Annotated in this window: 16 protein-coding genes; 5 read left to right on the top strand and 11 right to left on the bottom strand. The window is 71.4% G+C overall.

Annotated elements, in window-relative coordinates; genetic code table 11:
• Nucleotides 1–15: 15 nt before the first annotated feature.
• Together RM788_RS11650 and RM788_RS11645 are read right to left on the bottom strand one after the other, a co-directional pair.
• A complete protein-coding gene (locus RM788_RS11650; RefSeq protein ID WP_315931630.1) occupies nt 16–219 on the bottom strand; it encodes an MbtH family protein in 204 nt (67 codons plus the stop codon).
• A complete protein-coding gene (locus RM788_RS11645; RefSeq protein WP_315931629.1) occupies nt 216–2,237 on the bottom strand; it encodes an amino acid adenylation domain-containing protein in 2,022 nt (673 codons plus the stop codon). Before RM788_RS11645 ends, RM788_RS11650 begins: the two co-directional genes overlap by 4 nt.
• 721 nt (nt 2,238–2,958) lie before the next feature.
• Here RM788_RS11645 and RM788_RS11640 point away from each other — a divergent pair.
• Entirely contained in the window at nt 2,959–3,342 is a 384-nt protein-coding gene (locus RM788_RS11640; protein ID WP_315931628.1) for an STAS domain-containing protein, read from the top strand.
• Here the strand turns inward: RM788_RS11640 and RM788_RS11635 are convergent.
• From RM788_RS11635 to RM788_RS11625, 3 genes are all read right to left on the bottom strand, one after another.
• A complete protein-coding gene (locus RM788_RS11635; RefSeq protein WP_315931627.1) occupies nt 3,339–3,548 on the bottom strand; it encodes a hypothetical protein in 210 nt (69 codons plus the stop codon). The genes RM788_RS11640 and RM788_RS11635 overlap by 4 nt on opposite strands.
• A gap of 126 nt (nt 3,549–3,674) precedes the next feature.
• Complete coding sequence (locus tag RM788_RS11630) at nt 3,675–4,067, bottom strand: HAD-IA family hydrolase (RefSeq protein ID WP_315931626.1); 393 nt, start codon at nt 4,065–4,067, stop codon at nt 3,675–3,677.
• A gap of 121 nt (nt 4,068–4,188) precedes the next feature.
• Nucleotides 4,189–4,632, bottom strand: a complete 444-nt coding sequence (locus tag RM788_RS11625; RefSeq protein WP_315931625.1) for an Lrp/AsnC family transcriptional regulator — start codon at nt 4,630–4,632, stop codon at nt 4,189–4,191.
• Between the two features lie 79 nt (nt 4,633–4,711).
• On the opposite strand from RM788_RS11625, the gene RM788_RS11620 reads away from it, so the two are divergent.
• The gene (locus RM788_RS11620; RefSeq protein WP_315931624.1) at nt 4,712–6,115 is read left to right on the top strand and encodes a pyridoxal phosphate-dependent decarboxylase family protein; all 1,404 of its coding nucleotides are present in this window, start codon (nt 4,712–4,714) and stop codon (nt 6,113–6,115) included.
• On the opposite strand, the gene RM788_RS11615 is transcribed toward RM788_RS11620, so the two are convergent.
• The 6 genes from RM788_RS11615 to RM788_RS11590 all read right to left on the bottom strand — a co-directional run bounded on the left by RM788_RS11615 (nt 6,112) and on the right by RM788_RS11590 (nt 13,227).
• Nucleotides 6,112–7,323 carry an MFS transporter gene (locus RM788_RS11615; protein ID WP_315931623.1) on the bottom strand — a complete coding sequence of 404 codons (1,212 nt, stop codon included), beginning with the start codon at nt 7,321–7,323 and terminating at the stop codon, nt 6,112–6,114. The genes RM788_RS11620 and RM788_RS11615 overlap by 4 nt on opposite strands.
• 80 nt (nt 7,324–7,403) lie before the next feature.
• Nucleotides 7,404–7,970, bottom strand: a complete 567-nt coding sequence (locus RM788_RS11610; protein ID WP_315931622.1) for a CGNR zinc finger domain-containing protein — start codon at nt 7,968–7,970, stop codon at nt 7,404–7,406.
• 66 nt (nt 7,971–8,036) lie between these two features.
• Entirely contained in the window at nt 8,037–9,272 is a 1,236-nt protein-coding gene (locus tag RM788_RS11605; RefSeq protein WP_315931621.1) for an FAD-binding protein, read from the bottom strand.
• Nucleotides 9,273–9,295: 23 nt separating this feature from the next.
• Nucleotides 9,296–11,005 (bottom strand): glycoside hydrolase family 13 protein, encoded by a 1,710-nt coding sequence (locus RM788_RS11600; RefSeq protein WP_315931620.1) that lies wholly within the window; start codon nt 11,003–11,005, stop codon nt 9,296–9,298.
• A gap of 427 nt (nt 11,006–11,432) precedes the next feature.
• The gene (locus RM788_RS11595) at nt 11,433–12,098 is read right to left on the bottom strand and encodes a response regulator (protein WP_315931619.1); all 666 of its coding nucleotides are present in this window, start codon (nt 12,096–12,098) and stop codon (nt 11,433–11,435) included.
• Nucleotides 12,070–13,227 carry a sensor histidine kinase gene (locus tag RM788_RS11590; RefSeq protein ID WP_315931618.1) on the bottom strand — a complete coding sequence of 386 codons (1,158 nt, stop codon included), beginning with the start codon at nt 13,225–13,227 and terminating at the stop codon, nt 12,070–12,072. Before RM788_RS11590 ends, RM788_RS11595 begins: the two co-directional genes overlap by 29 nt.
• Nucleotides 13,228–13,360: 133 nt before the next feature.
• Here RM788_RS11590 and RM788_RS11585 point away from each other — a divergent pair, with 133 nt between their 5' ends.
• The 3 genes from RM788_RS11585 (at nt 13,361) to RM788_RS11575 (ending at nt 16,827) form a co-directional block, all read left to right on the top strand.
• Nucleotides 13,361–14,518, top strand: a complete 1,158-nt coding sequence (locus RM788_RS11585) for a serine hydrolase domain-containing protein (RefSeq protein WP_315931617.1) — start codon at nt 13,361–13,363, stop codon at nt 14,516–14,518.
• 86 nt (nt 14,519–14,604) lie between these two features.
• Nucleotides 14,605–15,279, top strand: coding sequence for a GntR family transcriptional regulator (locus RM788_RS11580; RefSeq protein ID WP_315931616.1), 675 nt, complete (start codon nt 14,605–14,607; stop codon nt 15,277–15,279).
• Between the two features lie 372 nt (nt 15,280–15,651).
• The gene (locus RM788_RS11575; RefSeq protein WP_315931615.1) at nt 15,652–16,827 is read left to right on the top strand and encodes an MFS transporter; all 1,176 of its coding nucleotides are present in this window, start codon (nt 15,652–15,654) and stop codon (nt 16,825–16,827) included.
• Nucleotides 16,828–16,862 lie beyond the last annotated feature (35 nt).

The following is a 16,862-nucleotide window of genomic DNA, read 5'->3' as shown; positions in this document are numbered from 1 at the left end:
ACCCTAGCCGCGGGGCTACCTGATCTGCTCGTCCATGTGCAGGCGGAGCGACCGCGGCCGCATGTCCGTCCAGACCTCGTCGATGTGCGCGAGGCACTCCTCCTGGGTGCCGCGGAACCCGGTGGGCTGCCACCCGTGCGGGATCGGTCCTCCCTCGGGCCAGAGGGTGTACTGCTCCTCGTGGTTGAGGATCACGGCGTACCGCCGCGCGCCGGTCACGCGTCCGCCCTCCGCGACACCGCGGGGCGCCCGCCCGCACCGTCCACTTCGGACACCGTCCCGGCGGCGGCCCACCGCTCCAGGTCGACCGCGTCGCCCCAGTCCGGCCACTCCACCGGTTCGACCGCCGCGGTCCGGACCACGTGCAGCACCACGTCGTACCGGTAGCGGGTCAGCTCGTCGGCGACCGGGCCGCGCTTGTGCCGCACCTCCACGTGGCCGATCCGGTCGACGGCCCCCGCCAGCGCCCGGAACCACGCCGGGTGCACGACCAGCCCGTCCTCCTCGGCGGGGTCGCACGAGTGCTTGAGCAGGGCCAGGTTGCGCACGTCGGCGATCACGACGACACCGCCGTCGCGCACCCGCGCGGTGACGTCGGCGAGCACCCGCCGCAGGTAGTCGAGGTGGGGGAAGAACTGGACGACGGACTCCACCAGCACCATGTCGAAGAGGGCCGCGCCCACCGCGGACAGGTCGTCCGCGGCCGCGAGCACCAGTTCCAGCCGGTCGTCCGCCCGCCCGTCGTCGGTCATCCTGGCGCGGAACCGGTCCAGCGCAGCGGGGGAGGGGTCGGTCGCGACGTAGCGGCGCGTCCGCGCCACGAGGTCGCGAGCCACGTCGCCGTCGCCGCAGCCGATCTCCAGCACGGTGTCGTGCGGCAGTTCGCTCAGCAGCGACAGCGTTCCCAGCCGCCATTCGTCCACGCCCGACTCGCCCACCCGCGCGTCCGGCACCGTCCGTGCGATCGTCCGAGGGCCACCGGGGCGCACCCCGTTGGCGGGCCCGGCCCAGTCGGTCCGGAACCCGCGGATCCCGGCCGGGCCCTCCCTGCGGCCCACGAGGTCCAGGAGACCGTTCGGCCGCCTCGTCACCAGGTCGCCGGTGCGGTACATCCGCCCGCCGCGCCCCGCGAACGGGTCGGCCATGAACGCGAGCGCGGTCTGGCTCGGCCGCCGCCAGTACCCGGACGCCACCCCGGAGCCGCCGATGTACAGCTCGCCGGTCGTGCCGTCCGGCACCGGCCGCATCAGCTCGTCCAGCACGTAGAGCGGGGTCTCGTCGATGGCCCACCCGAGCGGCACCGACTCCGCGTCCGGGGCGACCTCGTCGACCTCGTGCACGACGGCGAACGCCGTGGTCTCGGCGGAGCCGTAGCAGTTCAGCAGGGTGCCGCCGTGGCGGGCGCGGGCGGCGCGCAGCACGGCCGGGTCCACGGGCTCGTCGCCGACCAGGAGCTGCGCGACCGACGCCAGCGCGCCCGCGTCCGCCCGGACCACCTCGGTGAACCGGGCGGTGGTCAGGAACATCGTGCTGATCCGCGACCGCCGGACGAACCTGGCCAGGTCGCGGGGCGAGGCCAGGACCTCCTCGGGCACCCCGATCAGGCACGCGCCGTTGAGCAGCGCGCCCCAGATCTCGAACAGCGCCGAGTCGAACGCGAAGCGCGCCGCGAAGGCGACCCGGTCGACCGGCGAGATGGGCAGGTGGCCCGCGTCCACGACCAGCCGCAGGACACCCCGCTGTGGCGCGGGCACGCCCTTGGGCGGGCCGGTCGGGCCGGAGGTGTAGGTCAGGCAGACCGCGGTCGTCGCCGACTGGCCGCGGGGGCGCGCGGGCGACGCCGCGGCGATCTGCGGCCCGTCCGCGTCCAGCAGCACGGCCGCGGTGCCCGTCGCGGGCAGCAGCGGGCGCAGGCCGCGCCGCGTGACCACGACGGCGAGGTCGACGTCCTCGATCACCCAGGCCAGCCGGTCGGCGGGCAGCTCGGTGTCCAGCGGCACGTACACCGCGCCCGCCTTGAGGACCGCGAGCGCGGCGACCACCATGTCCGGCCGCCGGTCGGCGCAGATCCCGACGAACGCGCCGCGGATCACCCCGGCCTCGATCAGGTGGTTGGCCAGCCGGTTGGCGCGGGCGTCCAGTTCGCCGTAGGTCCACGTCCACTGGCCGAACTCCGCCGCGGTCCTCGTCGGGTCCGCGTCCACCCGCGCCTCGAACAGCGTGGCGAGGTCGGTCATCGGACCGCCTCCGGGCGGACGGCGGTGTCGAGCCGGAGGTGCGGCCCGCGCCGGTCGTGTTCACCGCCCGAGGGCGGTCTGCCGCACGCGGCGGCGCGCGGGACCGTTGTGTCCATTGTGGACATTCCGGTCGTGGACGGTCGTGTCCTGTCGTGCATCGACGATCCTCTCCTGGGACCGTTGTCAGGGCGTGCGCCCGTGCAAGGCGGTCCACGTGGCGCTGCCACGCCGAAAGGTTGCTACTCCCCAGTAGTTGCCTCGGTGCGGCCGGGGTTCGCAGGAACCGCGGCCACTTCGGGACTATGGCACAACATCGTCCGGGTCGCATCCACGCCCCCGTGCTGCCGCGCGGTGATCGGAACGGGTGTTGACGAACGGGTGAACCTTCGATCACGTGACCGTGCGTGGGGTGTCGACGGACCGGCCGGTCCACCCGCATTCCCGTGGTGCCACCCCGATCCCGCCGTACTTCCAGCATAGTGGAGGTCCTGGTGCGGCGGCGATGCCGCTCGTCCGCGCCCGTCGACCGCCCGCCACGCCACCGCGATCCCGGCGGACCGGCCCCGCGCGCCGAGCACCCCCGGATGACTCCGACGGGCCTCCCCGGCACCCGCCGGCCTGCCCCTGATCACGACACGGCGTAGCGTTGGGTGTTCAGCACCCTGCGCTCCGTGCGCGCCAGCCGGTCCACAGCGGACCACGGGAAGGAGGTCGGCTTCGGATGTCCGAAGGATCGGCCACGCCGAACACCGCCGTGATCACCACCGGGTTCCACCGGGGAGTACCGGTCCTGCACTGCTCCGGTGAGGTCGACATGATCGCGGCGGCGGAACTCGGCGAGGAGTTCGCCCGCCTGCTCGCGACCGGCCCACCCGCCGTCGTCATCGACCTCGGCGACGTCGCCTTCTTCGGCTCGTCAGGTGTCTCCGCGCTCGTGGACGCCCAGAAGGGCGCCGACCGCGACGGCATCCCACTGGCCGTGGTCACCAGGGGCCGCCCCGTCCTGCGCCCGCTCGAGTCCACCCTCGTGGACAGCGTCCTGACCCTCTGCGCCACCGTCGACGAGGCCCTGGACGCCACCGCACGCCCCGACACCGACCGCTAGGACCGGTGGCCTGCCGCCGCTCCGCGGCTGACCAGGCCACCGAACGCCGCGGGCATCCGGGTGGTGCGCCGCTGGGACGTGATCGGCCTGCGGGCATCGGGCCCCACCAGGTGAGCTTCGACAACGCTGCTGACCAACACCGTGTCCGCCGCGAAGACCGGCCAGGTGGAGATGTCGATCGACGTCCTGCGCGCCCTGATGTTCACCCGTCACGCACCACCCGAGGCGAAGCGCTGCTGAATCAGCGGGCCACGCGCAACCCGTTCCCGGTCCACACGACACCCGACAGGTCATCCACAACGCTGTCCGCCCGGAACACCTCATGTCCTGCCCTAACCCCCAGCACGTGCAACGCCTTCGCCGCCAACCCCGCCTGAACCCCCGCAACCAACACCACCATCGACGACCACGCACTCGGTGACCGCGATCCCAAGCCGCCGCGCAGCCTCCAAATACCCATCAGGCGCAGGCTTCCCCCGCTCGACATCCCCACCCGCGACGACAACCGGCGGCACCGGCAAACCAGCCTCATCCATCCGAGCACGCAACAACGCGGACGAACCGGACGTCACCACCGCCCAGTTGTCCGGAAGCGAAACGAGCAACTCCAAAGCCCCAGGCGCCGACTTCACACCACCCGCACCCGCGACGCCCGGACCTTCGACCAGCACCCCATCGCAGTCGAACAGCACAGCCAGACACGCGACGTCGATGTACTCGGTCATCAATGTCCATCCTCGACATGCGTGCGGCAGGGGCGATCGATTCGACCACAAAAATCACCCACCTACCGATCGCACAACCCACCAACAACCACGCACCCACCACACCGGCCACCGACACCAATCACCCCCCACCCCCCTTCACCACCTTCATCGGAAACTGCGAATTCGTCCGCGCCACCCCCGGCAACCCGGTCAACGCCCCCATGTACAACTGCTCATAAGCCCCCAAATCAGCCACCGCCACCCAAAGCTGGTAATCAGGCTGCCCGAACATCCTCAAACACTCGACCACCGCGTCAATCCGCCCCACCTCCTCCTCGAACGCCTCGATCGTCGCCCGGTCCTGCGCCGCCATGTCGATGTGCAGCAACACCCGGAACCCACGACCGACAGCGGCCGGATCGATCTCCGCGCGGTACCCGGTGATCACCCCCTCCTGCTCCAACGCCCGCACCCGCCGCAAACACGGCGACGGCGACAACCCCACCCGCTCAGCCAACTCCGCGTTGGTCAACCGCCCATCCCGACTCAGATGAGCGATAATTGCCCGATCAACCTTATCCATAGCAGAAGATGCTAACCAACAGCCCAAAACAAGCAAAATTAGACACCAAACACCGCCAAAACTTCCCTACTGTTGCCCCATGCGCACCACCTCACCTCTAGCCCTGACCGCCGAAGAACAACACCGAGCAGGCCAACGCCTCCTAACCCTCCTCAACAACCACGAACGCGCCCTGCCCCACACCCCGATCGTCCCCGACCTCGACCGCGACCTCCTCACCAACCTCCTCCGAACCCCCATGCCCGCCAAGGGAATCGGCGTGGACGCCCTCTTCGACGAGATCACCGACCAGATCCTCCCCAACTCCACAACGGTCGCCCACCCGCGCTTCCTCGCCTACGTCCAGGGCCCGCCCAACGGCATCGCCCCCTACGTGGAGGCCGTCGCCGCGGCCATCAACCAGAACTGCAACTTCTGGCAGCTCTCCCCAGCCGCGAGCGTGGTCGAACGATCGGTGCTCACCTGGCTGGGCGACGTCGTCGGCTACCCGGCCGAAGCCGGCGGCATCCTCACCGGCGGTGGCTCGCTGGCCACGCTCTCCGGACTGGCCGTCGCGCTGCACGACCGCGCGCCGGACTTCCGATCGGTTGGACTGCAAGGACAAGCGGCGCCGCTGGTCGTGTACACGTCGGCGGAGGCGCACCGCAGCGTCGACAAGGCCGCGGCGATCCTCGGGTTCGGGCTGGACCACGTGCGGCACGTCCCCGTCGACGACCGGTACCGGTTGCGGGTCGACGCGCTGGCCGAGATGGTCGCCGCGGACAGGAGGGCGGGGCTGCGGCCGTTCTGCGTCGTCGCCACGTCCGGCACCACCACGACGGGGTCGGTCGACCCGCTCGACGCCATCGCGGACCTGTGCGCGGCCGAGGACCTGTGGATGCACGTGGACGGCGCGTACGGGGCGCTCTTCCTGCTGAACGAGGAGAAGCGCGAGCTGCTGGCGGGGTGCGCGCGGGCCGACTCGATCACGCTCGACCCGCACAAGCTGCTGTTCGCCCCGCTGGAGGTGGGCTGCCTGCTCGTCCGCGACGGTGCGCGGCTGCGGTCGGCGTTCGCCTTCAGCTCGTCCTACTTGACCGTCGCGGCCGACCCGCTGATGACGGACTACATGGACCACGGGCCGCAGCTGTCCCGTGACTTCAAGGCGTTGAAGGTGTGGGCCGCGCTGCGGATGTTCGGCGTGGACGCCTTCCGCGACGCGACGGCGCGGACCCTGGAGCTGGCCCGGTACCTGGGCCGCCGGATCGAGGCCGAGCCCGGTCTGGAACTGCTGGCGCCGATCGAGCTGACGGCGGTGTGCTTCGGGTTCCGCGGCGTCGCCGACCACACCGACGCGCTGGCGACCCTGGCCGCCGAGGGCACCGCGCTGCTCGGACCCGCGGCGGTGGCGGGCCGGTCGGTCATGCGGGCCTGCGTCACCAACTACCGCACGACCCGCGCCGACGTCGACCTCCTCGTCGACCGGCTGCGCGACCTGGCCTAGCGGGCGACGGCGGGTTCCCGGACCGGGGCGGGCGTCCGGCCGGTCGCCACCACCAGCACGAGGGCGGCCAGTCCGAGCAGGGTGACCGCAGGGCCGCCGACGTCGATGGCGAACCGGAGTCCCGACGAGGTCGCGAGCAGGCCGAGGCCGATCGCGACGACCCCCTGCATCAGGTAGCCCACCAGGTACACGGCCGACAGCGCGCCGCCGCGGTGGTGGGCGGGGGCGTGGGTGCTGATCAGCGTGAGGCCGCCGAGGAACAGCAGGCTGTACCCGGCTCCGCTGCCGATCGACGCGAGCACCAGCAGCGCCAGCGAGTGCTCCGCCGACGACAGCACCAGCAGCGCCATGCCGACGGCGGTGGCGACGCCGCCCGCGACGATCACCGCGCGGCTGGAGAACCCCTTGGCCCACAACGCGACCAGGCCGATGACGGCCGCGCTCAACGCGATCACGGAGCCGTTGACGAGCGCGTTGTCCGAGCCGATCAGGCCCTGCGCGATGTTGGCGCCGAGTGAGAGCATGAGCGCTCCCGACGCGTAGGCAGCGGTCACCGCCAGCGCGGCGGTGGCGAACAGGACGCCCAAACCCTTGGGGATGAAGGGGATCCGCGGCCGCCACGGGCCCGCGGCGCCCGTCGGGGACTCGCGGGGGAGGAGCCACGCGGCGCCCAGGACGGCGGTGATGACCACGGTCAGCACCCAGAAGTTGAGGTGGGTCGGGAACGGCGCGTACTCGATGAGCGCGCCGCCGACCAGCGTCGCCAGCACCAGGCCCGCGGCGGTGGACGCGGTCGTGGTCGAACTGGCCCGCTTGGCCTGCCCCGCGGGGCTGAACTCGACCATGGCGGCGGTGGAGGGGCTCATGGACAGGCCCACGCCGACGCCCATGAACGCGCGGCCGACGAACACCCAGCCCACGTCGGGCGCGACCGCGAACAGCAGCGTGCCCACCAGGTTCGCGCCGAGTCCGAGCAGGATCGCCTTGCGGCGGCCGATGTGGTCGGACAGGTCGCCCGCGACCACGAGCACCGCGACCAGGACGGCGGGGTAGACGGCGAAGATCGCCGTGGTCACCGCCGGTGTCAAGTGCCACTGCTCACCGTAGAGCGGGTACGTCACGCTGGGCGCCCCGCTGGTCCACAGGGCCACGCCGGTGACCGCGGCCGCCACCTGGAAACTCGCCCGCCGTCCCAGCGTCGACACCATGCCCGTTCCCCTCACCCGTCCACCCGATGACGCAACCGTAACAGCTTTGCCTATGTCTTCGTGGGTGATGGTGGCGACAGTCAGCCGGTGCGGCGGCGGGCGCGGGACGCGCGCAGGTTGACCGCGTTCCCGCAGACCTTCACGTCGTGCCACACGCCGCTGTTGTTGCGCGAGTGGTCGTAGAAGGCCGCCGCGCAGGGCGGGTTCGCGCACGTCTTCACCCGCTTCCAGGTGTCGACCCGCTGGGCGAGGAAGCACTCCAGGAACACGGCGGAGGCGATCGGCCGCCACCCGTCGCCGCGCGGCTCCAGGTCCACGATCCCGTCGGGGGACAACGCGACCCCGAGCGTCACCGACCGCTGGACACCGCCGACCTCGTCCCCTTCCACCATGGCCGTCACGGTGTCGCGCAGCGCGCGCAGGGCGACCCGGTCGTTGTCGTCCACCTTCGGCGCGACCCACTCGCGCCCGGTGGTGGCCGTCCACGCGGCGACGGCGGCCCCGACCCACGTCCGCGTGGTCGCGGTGTCCGACAGCAGGTCGAACCCGTTGCCCCCGATGGTGGTGGTGTTGAGCAGGTCCTGCACCAGGGCGAGTCCGGACGGTGCCGGCGTCAGGCCGTGGCGCTCGGTAGCGGGCCACATCATGGGGTCATCGTACTGCGGTCACACCGTACCTCCGACGCAATCGTCGGAGGTACGGTTACGTCGAGGTCAGCGCGGGAACAGGCGGTCGACGGCCTCGTTGCGGAACTTGCCGTCCGGGTCCAGCCCGTCGCGCAGGCTCGCGAAATCGGCCCACCGCTCGTACCGGGGCGCAAGCACGTCAGGGCCCGCCTCGAACAGCTTGCCCCAGTGCGGCCGGACCGACCACGGGGCCAGCGCGGCCTCGATGCGGGCCAGCACCGGGCGGACGGCGGCGGTGTCCGGAACCCAGGTGAAGTGGAACGCCAGGCTCGGCCTGCCGTGCGCGAAGCTGAGCCAGTACTGGTCGGGCGCGACGGTGCGGATCTCGGCGGTCTGGAGCACCGGACCGATCAGCGGGCCCAGTTCGCGCAGCGCCCGCAGCGCCTCGGACGCGTGCGAGCGCGGCACCATGTACTCCGACTGGAGTTCCGCGCCGACGCTCGGCGTGAACTCCGGGCGGAAGTGCGGCAGCCGCTCGTGCCACGCGCCGACTTCCCCGAGCTGCGGGGTGCAGTGCTCGGCGGAGATGCCGGGGATCGGGTGGCGCGGGCCGTCGGCCTCGTGCGTGCCCGCCCACGACAGGTCGGGAGCCGGGTCGTCGACGCGGCGCTTGACCCACGCCGAGCAGCTGTCCTGCCAGTCGGTGAACACGCTGACGCTGTACGCCTGGGCGAACAGCTCGGCGGAGTGGTCGAACAGGACCGACCAGTCGAGTCCCTCGTGGACCCGCTGCTCGACCTCGAACGCGGGCACCACGGCGAGTTCCACGGCGGTCACGATCCCGAGCGCGCCGAACGAGACGACCGCCCCTTCCAGGCGTTCGTCGCCTTCGGTGAGCGTGAGCAGCGAGCCGTCGGCCGTCACCAGGTCGATCGACCGGACGGCGCTCGCCAGCGGGCCGTTGGTGTCACCGGACCCGTGCGTCGCCGTCGCGATGGTGCCCGCGATCGTGATGTGCGGCAGCGAGGGCATGTTGTGCAGCGCCAGCCCCCGCCCGTGCAACCGCGAGGCCAGTTCGGCCAGCCGCATACCCGCCCCGACGCGCACGGTGCCGGCCTCGGTGTCCACGTCGAACACGTCCGGCAGGTCCCGCAGCGAGACCAGCGTGCCCGTGGTGTCCGCGATCCGGCTGAACGAGTGGCCCGCGCCGAGCACGTGGAGCCGCGCCGTGCCCGCCACGACGTCCCGCAGCCATTCCAACGAGGTCGGCGTCTCCAGGTGCTCGGCGGAGAAGACGACGTTGCCCGCCCAGTTCTTCGGCATCGTGCTCCTCCGTCGGGCCGTGGTCAGGTCAGCCGGAGGACGAACGCCTCCCACGGACGCAGCGCCACCCGACCTGCCTCGATCTTGCCCTGTTCGGCGTTGGTCAGCACGACATCGGCGGCTGACCACTCCGGGTCGACCTCGCAGGTCTGCTCGGTGCCGTGCAGGTTCGCCACGACCAGCAGCCGCGTGCCGCCCAGCGACCGCTCGTAGGCGTACACGTGCGGGTGATCGGCCAGCAGCATCGTGAAGTCGCCGACCGCCACCACCGGAAGGGTGTGCCGCAGCTCGATGAGCGCCCGGTAGTGCTGGAACACCGACTTCGGGTCGTCGTACTGCGCGGCGGCGTTGAGCCACTCGTGGTTCGGGTTCACCGCGAGCCACGGCGTGCCACCACCGAACCCGGCGTTCACACCCCCGTCCCACTGCATCGGCGTCCTGGCGTTGTCCCGACCCATCGCGCGCAGCGCCCTCATGACCTCGGCGGGGTCCTGACCTGCCTCGACGCTCGCGCGGTAGTGGTTGAGCGACTCGACGTCGCGCAGGTCGTCCACGCTCGCGAACGGGGCGTTCGTCATGCCCAGCTCCTCGCCCTGGTACACGTACGGCGTGCCCCGGTGCAGGTGCAGCACCGTGGCCAGCGCCGTCGCCGACTCACGCCACCACTGCCCGTCGTCGCCGAACCGCGACACCACCCGCGGCTGGTCGTGGTTGTTCCAGTAGAGGCTGTTCCACCCGGTGTCGGCGAGCGCGGTCTGCCACCGGCCCAACGACGCCTTCAGATCGCGCAGGTCAAGCGGCTTCGGATCGAACTTGCCACCGGGCCCGTGGTCCAGCGAGACGTGCTCGAACTGGAACACCATGTCCAGTTCGGCACGCGCCGGATCGGTGAACAGCCGCGCGTCCTCCCAGGTCACGCCCGGCATCTCACCAACGGTCAGGAAGCTGCCCTCACGACCGTCGAACACCTCGCGCCGCATCTCCTGGATGAACTCGTGCACACGCGGCCCCGTGGCGTAGTGCGGAAAGCCGTTGCCGAGCCCACCAGTTCCCGTGGTCGCGCCATCGGGGAGGGCAGGGTCCTTCGAGATCAGGTTGATGACATCCATCCGGAACCCGTCGACCCCGCGATCGAGCCACCACCGCATCATCTCGTGCACCGCCGCCCGCACCTCGGCGTTCTCCCAGTTCAGATCCGGCTGCTTCCGGTCGAACAGGTGCAGGTAGTACTCCCCGGTCGCCTCGTCCAACGTCCACGCGGGCCCCGAGAAGAACGACTCCCAATTCGTCGGTTCCGCCCCCGGCTCACCCGCCGCGAACGGCTCCCGCGCAGGCCGCCACCAGTACCAGTCGCGCTTCGGGTTGTCCTTCGACGACCGCGACTCCACGAACCACGGGTGCTCATCGGAACTGTGGTTGACCACCAGATCCATGACCAACTTCATCCCACGCGCATGCGTCTCGGCCAGCAACCGATCGAAATCCGCCAACGTCCCGAACGCAGGATCAACCGCCTGGTAGTCCGAGATGTCATACCCGTTGTCAGCCTGCGGCGACAGGTAGACCGGCGACAACCAGACCACATCCACCCCAAGCCGCTCCAGGTGGTCCAGATGCGCCGTGACACCAACCAGATCCCCGATCCCATCACCCGTCGAATCCGCGAAACTACGCGGATACACCTGGTAGACGACGGCGGAGGTCCACCACGGCGCGTTCGACAGATCGGTCATCGACATCCTCCCGTTGGGCTCGGTGATCAGGATGCACCGCCACCCCCACCACCAAACACCACCGCCACCACCCACACCACCGGACACACCCCCTCGGCCAGCCGGCCACCAACACCCGGCGCGGAGCGCCCACCCTGCCAACGCGCAGCAAGGCAACCCCCTCGGCGCAGCCGCCCACCAGCATCCGGCGCGGAGCGCCCGCCGCCCTACCGACGCGCAGCGAGGTGCCCTAAACCGGCACAACCGACACAAGCGAAGCCAGACCTCCCCCTGCCCCCGATACACAGCGCCCTCCTGCCCTCACCTGTTTTGTCAAGATGGCTTTATCGTCTTGACAAAACAGGTGAGGGCATTGAGACAATCGCGCGACCGGGGGCCGGGCTTCGCCCTTTCCCGAAACCCTCGCCCCAACCCCCACCCCCAACCCTCACCCACCCCCAGCAGCCACGATCAACCCCGTCTCATAAGCCACCACCACAGCCTGCGCCCGACTGCTCAACCCCAACTTCCCCATCACCCTCTTCACATGCGTCTTCACCGTCGCCTCACTCAGCACCAACCGCTGCGCGATCTGCCCGTTGCTCAACCCGTTCCCCACCAACCGCAACACCTCCGTCTCCCGCGCGGTCAACCCACCCAACTCCCCCACCACCGCACTCCGATACCGCTGCGCATGAGCCTCGATCAACCTCTGCGTGATCCGCGGCGCCAGCAGGACGTCCCCACCCGCGATCGTGTGCACCGCCGCGATGATCCGATCCGGCGGCGTGTCCTTCAACAGGAACCCAGACGCCCCACCCGCAAGCGCGCTGTACACGTACTCATCTAGGTCGAACGTCGTCAACACCACCACTTTCGGCGGATCCTCCCCAGCCGCCGCCAGGATCTCCCGCGTAGCCGCGATCCCATCCAGCACCGGCATCCGGATGTCCATCAAGATCACATCCGGCGACGCCCCCGCGGCCAACACCACCGCCTCCGCCCCATCAGCCGCCTCACCCACGACCTCCAACCCCGGCGCGGCCGTGAACAGCGCCACCAGCCCCGCCCGGATCAACGCCTGATCATCGGCCACAAGCACGCGCACCGTCACAGTTCCCCACCCATCGGCAGCCGGTCCCCACCCATCGGCAACCGCACGACCACCGCGAACCCGCCCCCTCGGCCGGACCGGCGGTCAGCACACCCCCGTACAGCTCCGCGCGCTCCCGCATCCCGCGAATGCCGTGCGACGTCGCGGTCGCGGGCCGGGGCCGGGTCGTAGCACCGTCATCGGACACCTTGAGCGTCAACGTGTTCTCCCCGTAGTCGAGCTCGATCCGCGCGGACGCGGGCCCGGCGTGCTTCAGCACGTTGGTCAGCGACTCCTGCGCCACCCGGTAGGCGCACAGGTCCGGCCCCGGCGGCAGCTGCCTGGCGCGACCGGAGACGACCACGTCGACCGGCAGCCCAGCCCCGCGCGTGCGGTCCACCAGTTCGCCGAGCACCGCCAGTCCCGGCTGCGGCGCGAAGTCGTCGTCCTCGGTGTGGTCCACCCGCAGCACGTCCAGCAGCCTGCGCATCTCCGCCAGCGCCTCCCGGCTCGTGTCGCCGACGGTGGTGATCGCCTTCCGCGCGGTGGCCAGGTCGGTGTCCAGCACGTACTGCGCCAGACCGGCCTGCAACGAGATCACCGACATGTGGTGGGCGACGATGTCGTGCAGCTCCCTGGCGATGCGCACCCGTTCCTCCGCGACCGCCCGCACCGCCCGTTCGGCCAGCCGCTCGGTCCGCCGCCCCCACCGCTTCGTGCCCTCGCCGAGCACGCACGCCCCGGCGGCCTCCAGCACCGACTGGGCGATCTCCGACCAGCTGGCCGGGCTCGTCGTCGTCAGGAACGACACCGTCATCACGGTGACGGTGAGCACGAACAGCGCCGCCGTCACGGGCCGGGACCGGAGGGTCGCCACGGTGAACAGGGCGATCAGCACGCCTATCCCGGCGTTGGGGTGGTCGCCGTAGCCGAGCAGGCTGTACGCCGCCAGCGCGCCCGCGATCACCAGCGTCGTCACCACCGGCGCGAGCTGCCGCAGCACGAGCGGCGCGGCGGTGAGCGCGGCCAGCACGTGGACGAACGGGCCCGCGCGGCCGTCGGTGTGGCTGATCAACGTGAAGAAGGTCAGCGCGGTGAGCACCGACGCCAGCAGCACGTCCAGCAGGGCAGGTCGCAGGTTCACCCTCACGGACCCACGGTAGCGGCGCGTAGCCGGGCCCGCGCCGACCCGAGGGGGTATCCGCCGGTACCCCCACGGGGGTAGGCGAAGATCCCTTCCCAGGGCGATGTCCCGCAGCCGGATCGTCCCTAGCGTTGTGGCCATGAAACGAACCTGTGCGGTGTTGATGGCGATGACGACGGTGCTCGGCACCACGGCGGTGGGTGTCGCCGACGCGAGCGCCGACAAGCGAACCCTCCAGCGCGACGCCGACGCGCTGCTCGCGTTGGGCGCGCCCGGTGTGCTGGTGCAGTTGGACACCCCGACGTGGCGGGCCAGGGTGCGCAGCGGGTTCGGCGACGTGGCGGCGGGGACGCCGGTGCCGTGGGACGCGCGGTTCCGGATCGGCAGCTACACCAAGACGTTCGTGGCGGCGACGCTGCTGCAACTGGTCGGCGAGGGCGAACTGTCCTTGGAGGACAGTGTCGAGCGGTGGCTGCCGGGTGTCGTGGCGGGCAACGGCAACGACGGCGCGAAGATCACCGTGCGGCAGCTCCTCCAGCACACCAGCGGTCTGCCCGAGTACCTGGAGCAGTTGCCGCACCTGTTCGACCAGGCGGAGTTCGAGCAGCACCGGTTCGACACCCTGGCGCCGGAGGACGCGGTCGCGCTGGCGACGAAGTCCGCGCCGGTGTTCGAGCCGGGCACGGAGTGGAGCTACTCCAACACCAACTACGCGCTCGCCGGGATGATCATCGCCGAGGTCACCGGGAACACCTGGCAGCACGAGGTCCAGGCGCGGATCATCCGCCCGCTCGGCCTGCGCGACACCTACACGCCCGGCACCTCCCCGCACGTTCCCGGTCCGCACGCCGTCGGGTACCAGCGGTTCACCCCCGAGAGCGCGGACGTCGACGTGACCGCGCTCAACCCGTCGTGGGGCGGGGCGGCAGGGGAAATCATCAGCACCACCGCCGATGGCAACCGGTTCCTCCGAGCACTGGTGGGCGGCGAGGTCCTGCGCCCCGCGCAGCTCGCCGAGATGCAGAAGACCGTGCGCGCCGCCAAGTTCGACGAGGGGTGGCCCGGCGCCCGCTACGGCCTCGGCCTGATGTGGGTCCCGAACTCGTGCGGCGGCTCCTGGTCGCACGGCGGCGACATCCACGGCTTCAAGACCCGCAACGGCGTCAGCCCCGACGGCAGCCGCAGCGTGGTCGTGTCCATCAACACCGACTCCATGACGCCGAAGCCGGGTGTTCCCGCCCCGACCCAGGACGTCACCGTCGACCTGATCGACCACGCGCTCTGCGCGACCGGCTGAAACCCTCCCTGTGTCGGACATCGCGCGCCTCCCACCTGGGCAGGAGCAGGTTATAGGTTATAACCTGGCTTCACAGGAGGTCGTCGATGCCGGAACAACCCATGACCAAGGGCGACTTCGCCTACGCCACCCTGCGCGAGAAGGTCCTCTCCGGTGAGTTCGCGCCGGGGGAGGTGCTCAACCAGGCGACGCTGGCGCGCGCCATCGGCATCAGCACGACACCGCTGCGCGAGGCCTTGCGGCGCCTCAAGTCCGAGGGCCTGGTCGAGTTGGACGCCCACCGCGACGCGCGGGTCGCCGAACTGACCGCCGCCGAGGCGCACGACCTGCTGGAAGTGCGCCGGGCACTGGATCCGCTCGCCGTCTCGCTCGCGGCGACCAGGCGCACCGACGCGGACATCACGGCGATCCACGCCGCCGCGCGCGATCTCAGACCCCTCCGCCGCAACCCCGGTGTCGAGGACCTCATCGCCCACCGGCGGTTCCACTCGGCGCTGTACCGGGCCTCGCACAACGCCCTGCTCATCAGCGCGCTGGACGGCCTGTGGGACAAGGCCGACCGCTACCGCCGCCTGGGTCTGGAGGTCCCGCGCGGCAAACCCGAACGCGACCGCACGACCCTCGAACACCGCCTGCTGGTGGAGCACCTCGTGGCGGGCGACGCCGAGGCGGCCGCGACCGTCATGCGGGCCCACATCGCCGCCAGCCTCGGCGCCAAGGCCGCCTCGCAGCTCGACGGGACCACCCGTGCCCACCGCTGACCCGGCTCCCCGCCTCGTGCGCATTGGCGAGGTTCGGTGGTGGGGCTGTGGTCGGGTGTCCGGCACAGCCCGGGTTCGCCCGCACGGATCCTCGTCGGTCCGGTGTGCGGTCACCGGAAGTGCGGGACCGGTTCCAGCAGGAGCACCGTCGCCCACCGCTGACCCGGCTCCCCGCCCCGCGCGCATTGGCGAGGTTCGGCGGTGGAGTCGTGATCGGGTATCCGGCACAGCCTGGGTTCGCCCGCGCGAATCCTCGTGGGTCCGATGCGCGGTCACCGGAAGCGCGGGACCGGTTCCAGAGGGAGCACCGTCGCCCACCGCGCCGGTGACCCGATCCGCGATCGCCGACGCCATCGCGCGGCGGAGTGCCTGATGGCCGTGCGGGAGCCGGGGCGCGGGCTGTTGCCGATCCTGTTGGCGCACACCGTGCTGGTCCAGGTGGTGACCTTCGTGCTGCGCCCCACCTCCACCTACCGGGCGCTGGAACTGGGTGTGCCGTCGGCGTGGCTCGGTGTGCTGTCGGCGGCGTTCGCGGTCGCCCCGCTGCTGCTGGCGATCCCCTCCGGGCAGGCCGTCGACCGGCTCGGGGAACGGCGGGTGCTGCTCGCGGGCGCGGTGCTGATGTGCGCGTCGGCCGGGGTGTTCGTGCTGGTGGGCGACGGGGTGGTGGGGTTGCTGGTCGGCAGCGTGCTGCTGGGCACGGGGCACCTGTGCGCGGTGGTCGCGCAGCAGGCGCTCGTCGCGAACGTGACGGCGCCGAACCGCTACGACGCGGCGTTCGGCTACTACACGTTCGCGGCCTCGCTGGGCCAGGCGGTGGGGCCGGGGCTGATCCTGCTGTTCGGCGGCGACCGGCCGATCCCGCGCACCGACGCCATCTTCGACGTGACGATCGTGATCACCGTCGTGCTGCTGGGCGTCACCCTGGTGCTCCGCCCACCCGTGATCCGTCGTCCGACCACTGTGGACGGTGAGCCCGCCGGTATGCGCGACCTGCTGCGCCGCCCCGGTCTCCTGCGGGCGCTCACGGTCAGCTGCGTGGTGATCGCGGCCGTCGACATCACCCTGGTCTACCTGCCCGCGCTGGGCGCGGAACGCGGCATCGCCTCCGGTGCGGTCGGTGTGCTGCTGACCCTGCGCGCCGTCGCGTCGATGGGGTCGAGGCTGTTCCTCGGCAGGCTGGCTGCCTGGCTGGGGCGCAAACCGCTGCTGGTGGGCAGCATCGTCCTGGCCGCCGTCGGCCTGGTCGCGGCGGCCGTTCCCATGCCGGTGTGGCTGCTCGGGCTGGTCGTCCTCGCCATCGGCCTTGGGCTCGGCGTCGGCCAGCCGCTGACCATGTCCTGGCTGGCCGAGTCGACCCCGCCCGGCCTGCGGGGCCGCGCGATGTCGCTGCGCCTCACCGGCAACCGCGTCGGGCAGGTGGCCGTCCCCAGCGCCGCGGGCCTGCTCGCCGCCGGCACCGGCGCCTCCGGTGTCCTGGTGCTGACCGCGGCGGCCCTGGCGGTCGCCGGGACCGTCGCCGCCAGGTTGCGCCAGCCACCGGGGTGAGACCGGCCCGGTGGTCCTGGCGAAGTGATCTCCGA

Source organism: Umezawaea sp. Da 62-37, assembly GCF_032460545.1.
Classification (GTDB): Bacteria; Actinomycetota; Actinomycetes; order Mycobacteriales; family Pseudonocardiaceae; genus Umezawaea.
The sequence above is the reverse complement of the archived record's forward strand: the minus strand, read 5'-3'. Positions and strand labels throughout refer to the sequence as shown.

What these genes read in the sequence shown, in the direction of transcription:
- RM788_RS11630 (WP_315931626.1), bottom strand. Translation starts at nt 4,067, where the DNA reads ATGACCGAGTACATCGACGTCGCGTGTCTGGCTGTGCTGTTCGACTGC.
- RM788_RS11610 (WP_315931622.1), bottom strand. Translation starts at nt 7,970, where the DNA reads ATGATGTGGCCCGCTACCGAGCGCCACGGCCTGACGCCGGCACCGTCC.
- RM788_RS11575 (WP_315931615.1), top strand. Translation starts at nt 15,652, where the DNA reads ATGGCCGTGCGGGAGCCGGGGCGCGGGCTGTTGCCGATCCTGTTGGCG.
- RM788_RS11600 (WP_315931620.1), bottom strand. Translation starts at nt 11,005, where the DNA reads ATGACCGATCTGTCGAACGCGCCGTGGTGGACCTCCGCCGTCGTCTAC.
- RM788_RS11580 (WP_315931616.1), top strand. Translation starts at nt 14,605, where the DNA reads ATGCCGGAACAACCCATGACCAAGGGCGACTTCGCCTACGCCACCCTG.
- RM788_RS11625 (WP_315931625.1), bottom strand. Translation starts at nt 4,632, where the DNA reads ATGGATAAGGTTGATCGGGCAATTATCGCTCATCTGAGTCGGGATGGG.
- RM788_RS11645 (WP_315931629.1), bottom strand. Translation starts at nt 2,237, where the DNA reads ATGACCGACCTCGCCACGCTGTTCGAGGCGCGGGTGGACGCGGACCCG.
- RM788_RS11640 (WP_315931628.1), top strand. Translation starts at nt 2,959, where the DNA reads ATGTCCGAAGGATCGGCCACGCCGAACACCGCCGTGATCACCACCGGG.
- RM788_RS11605 (WP_315931621.1), bottom strand. Translation starts at nt 9,272, where the DNA reads ATGCCGAAGAACTGGGCGGGCAACGTCGTCTTCTCCGCCGAGCACCTG.
- RM788_RS11615 (WP_315931623.1), bottom strand. Translation starts at nt 7,323, where the DNA reads ATGGTGTCGACGCTGGGACGGCGGGCGAGTTTCCAGGTGGCGGCCGCG.
- RM788_RS11620 (WP_315931624.1), top strand. Translation starts at nt 4,712, where the DNA reads ATGCGCACCACCTCACCTCTAGCCCTGACCGCCGAAGAACAACACCGA.
- RM788_RS11585 (WP_315931617.1), top strand. Translation starts at nt 13,361, where the DNA reads ATGAAACGAACCTGTGCGGTGTTGATGGCGATGACGACGGTGCTCGGC.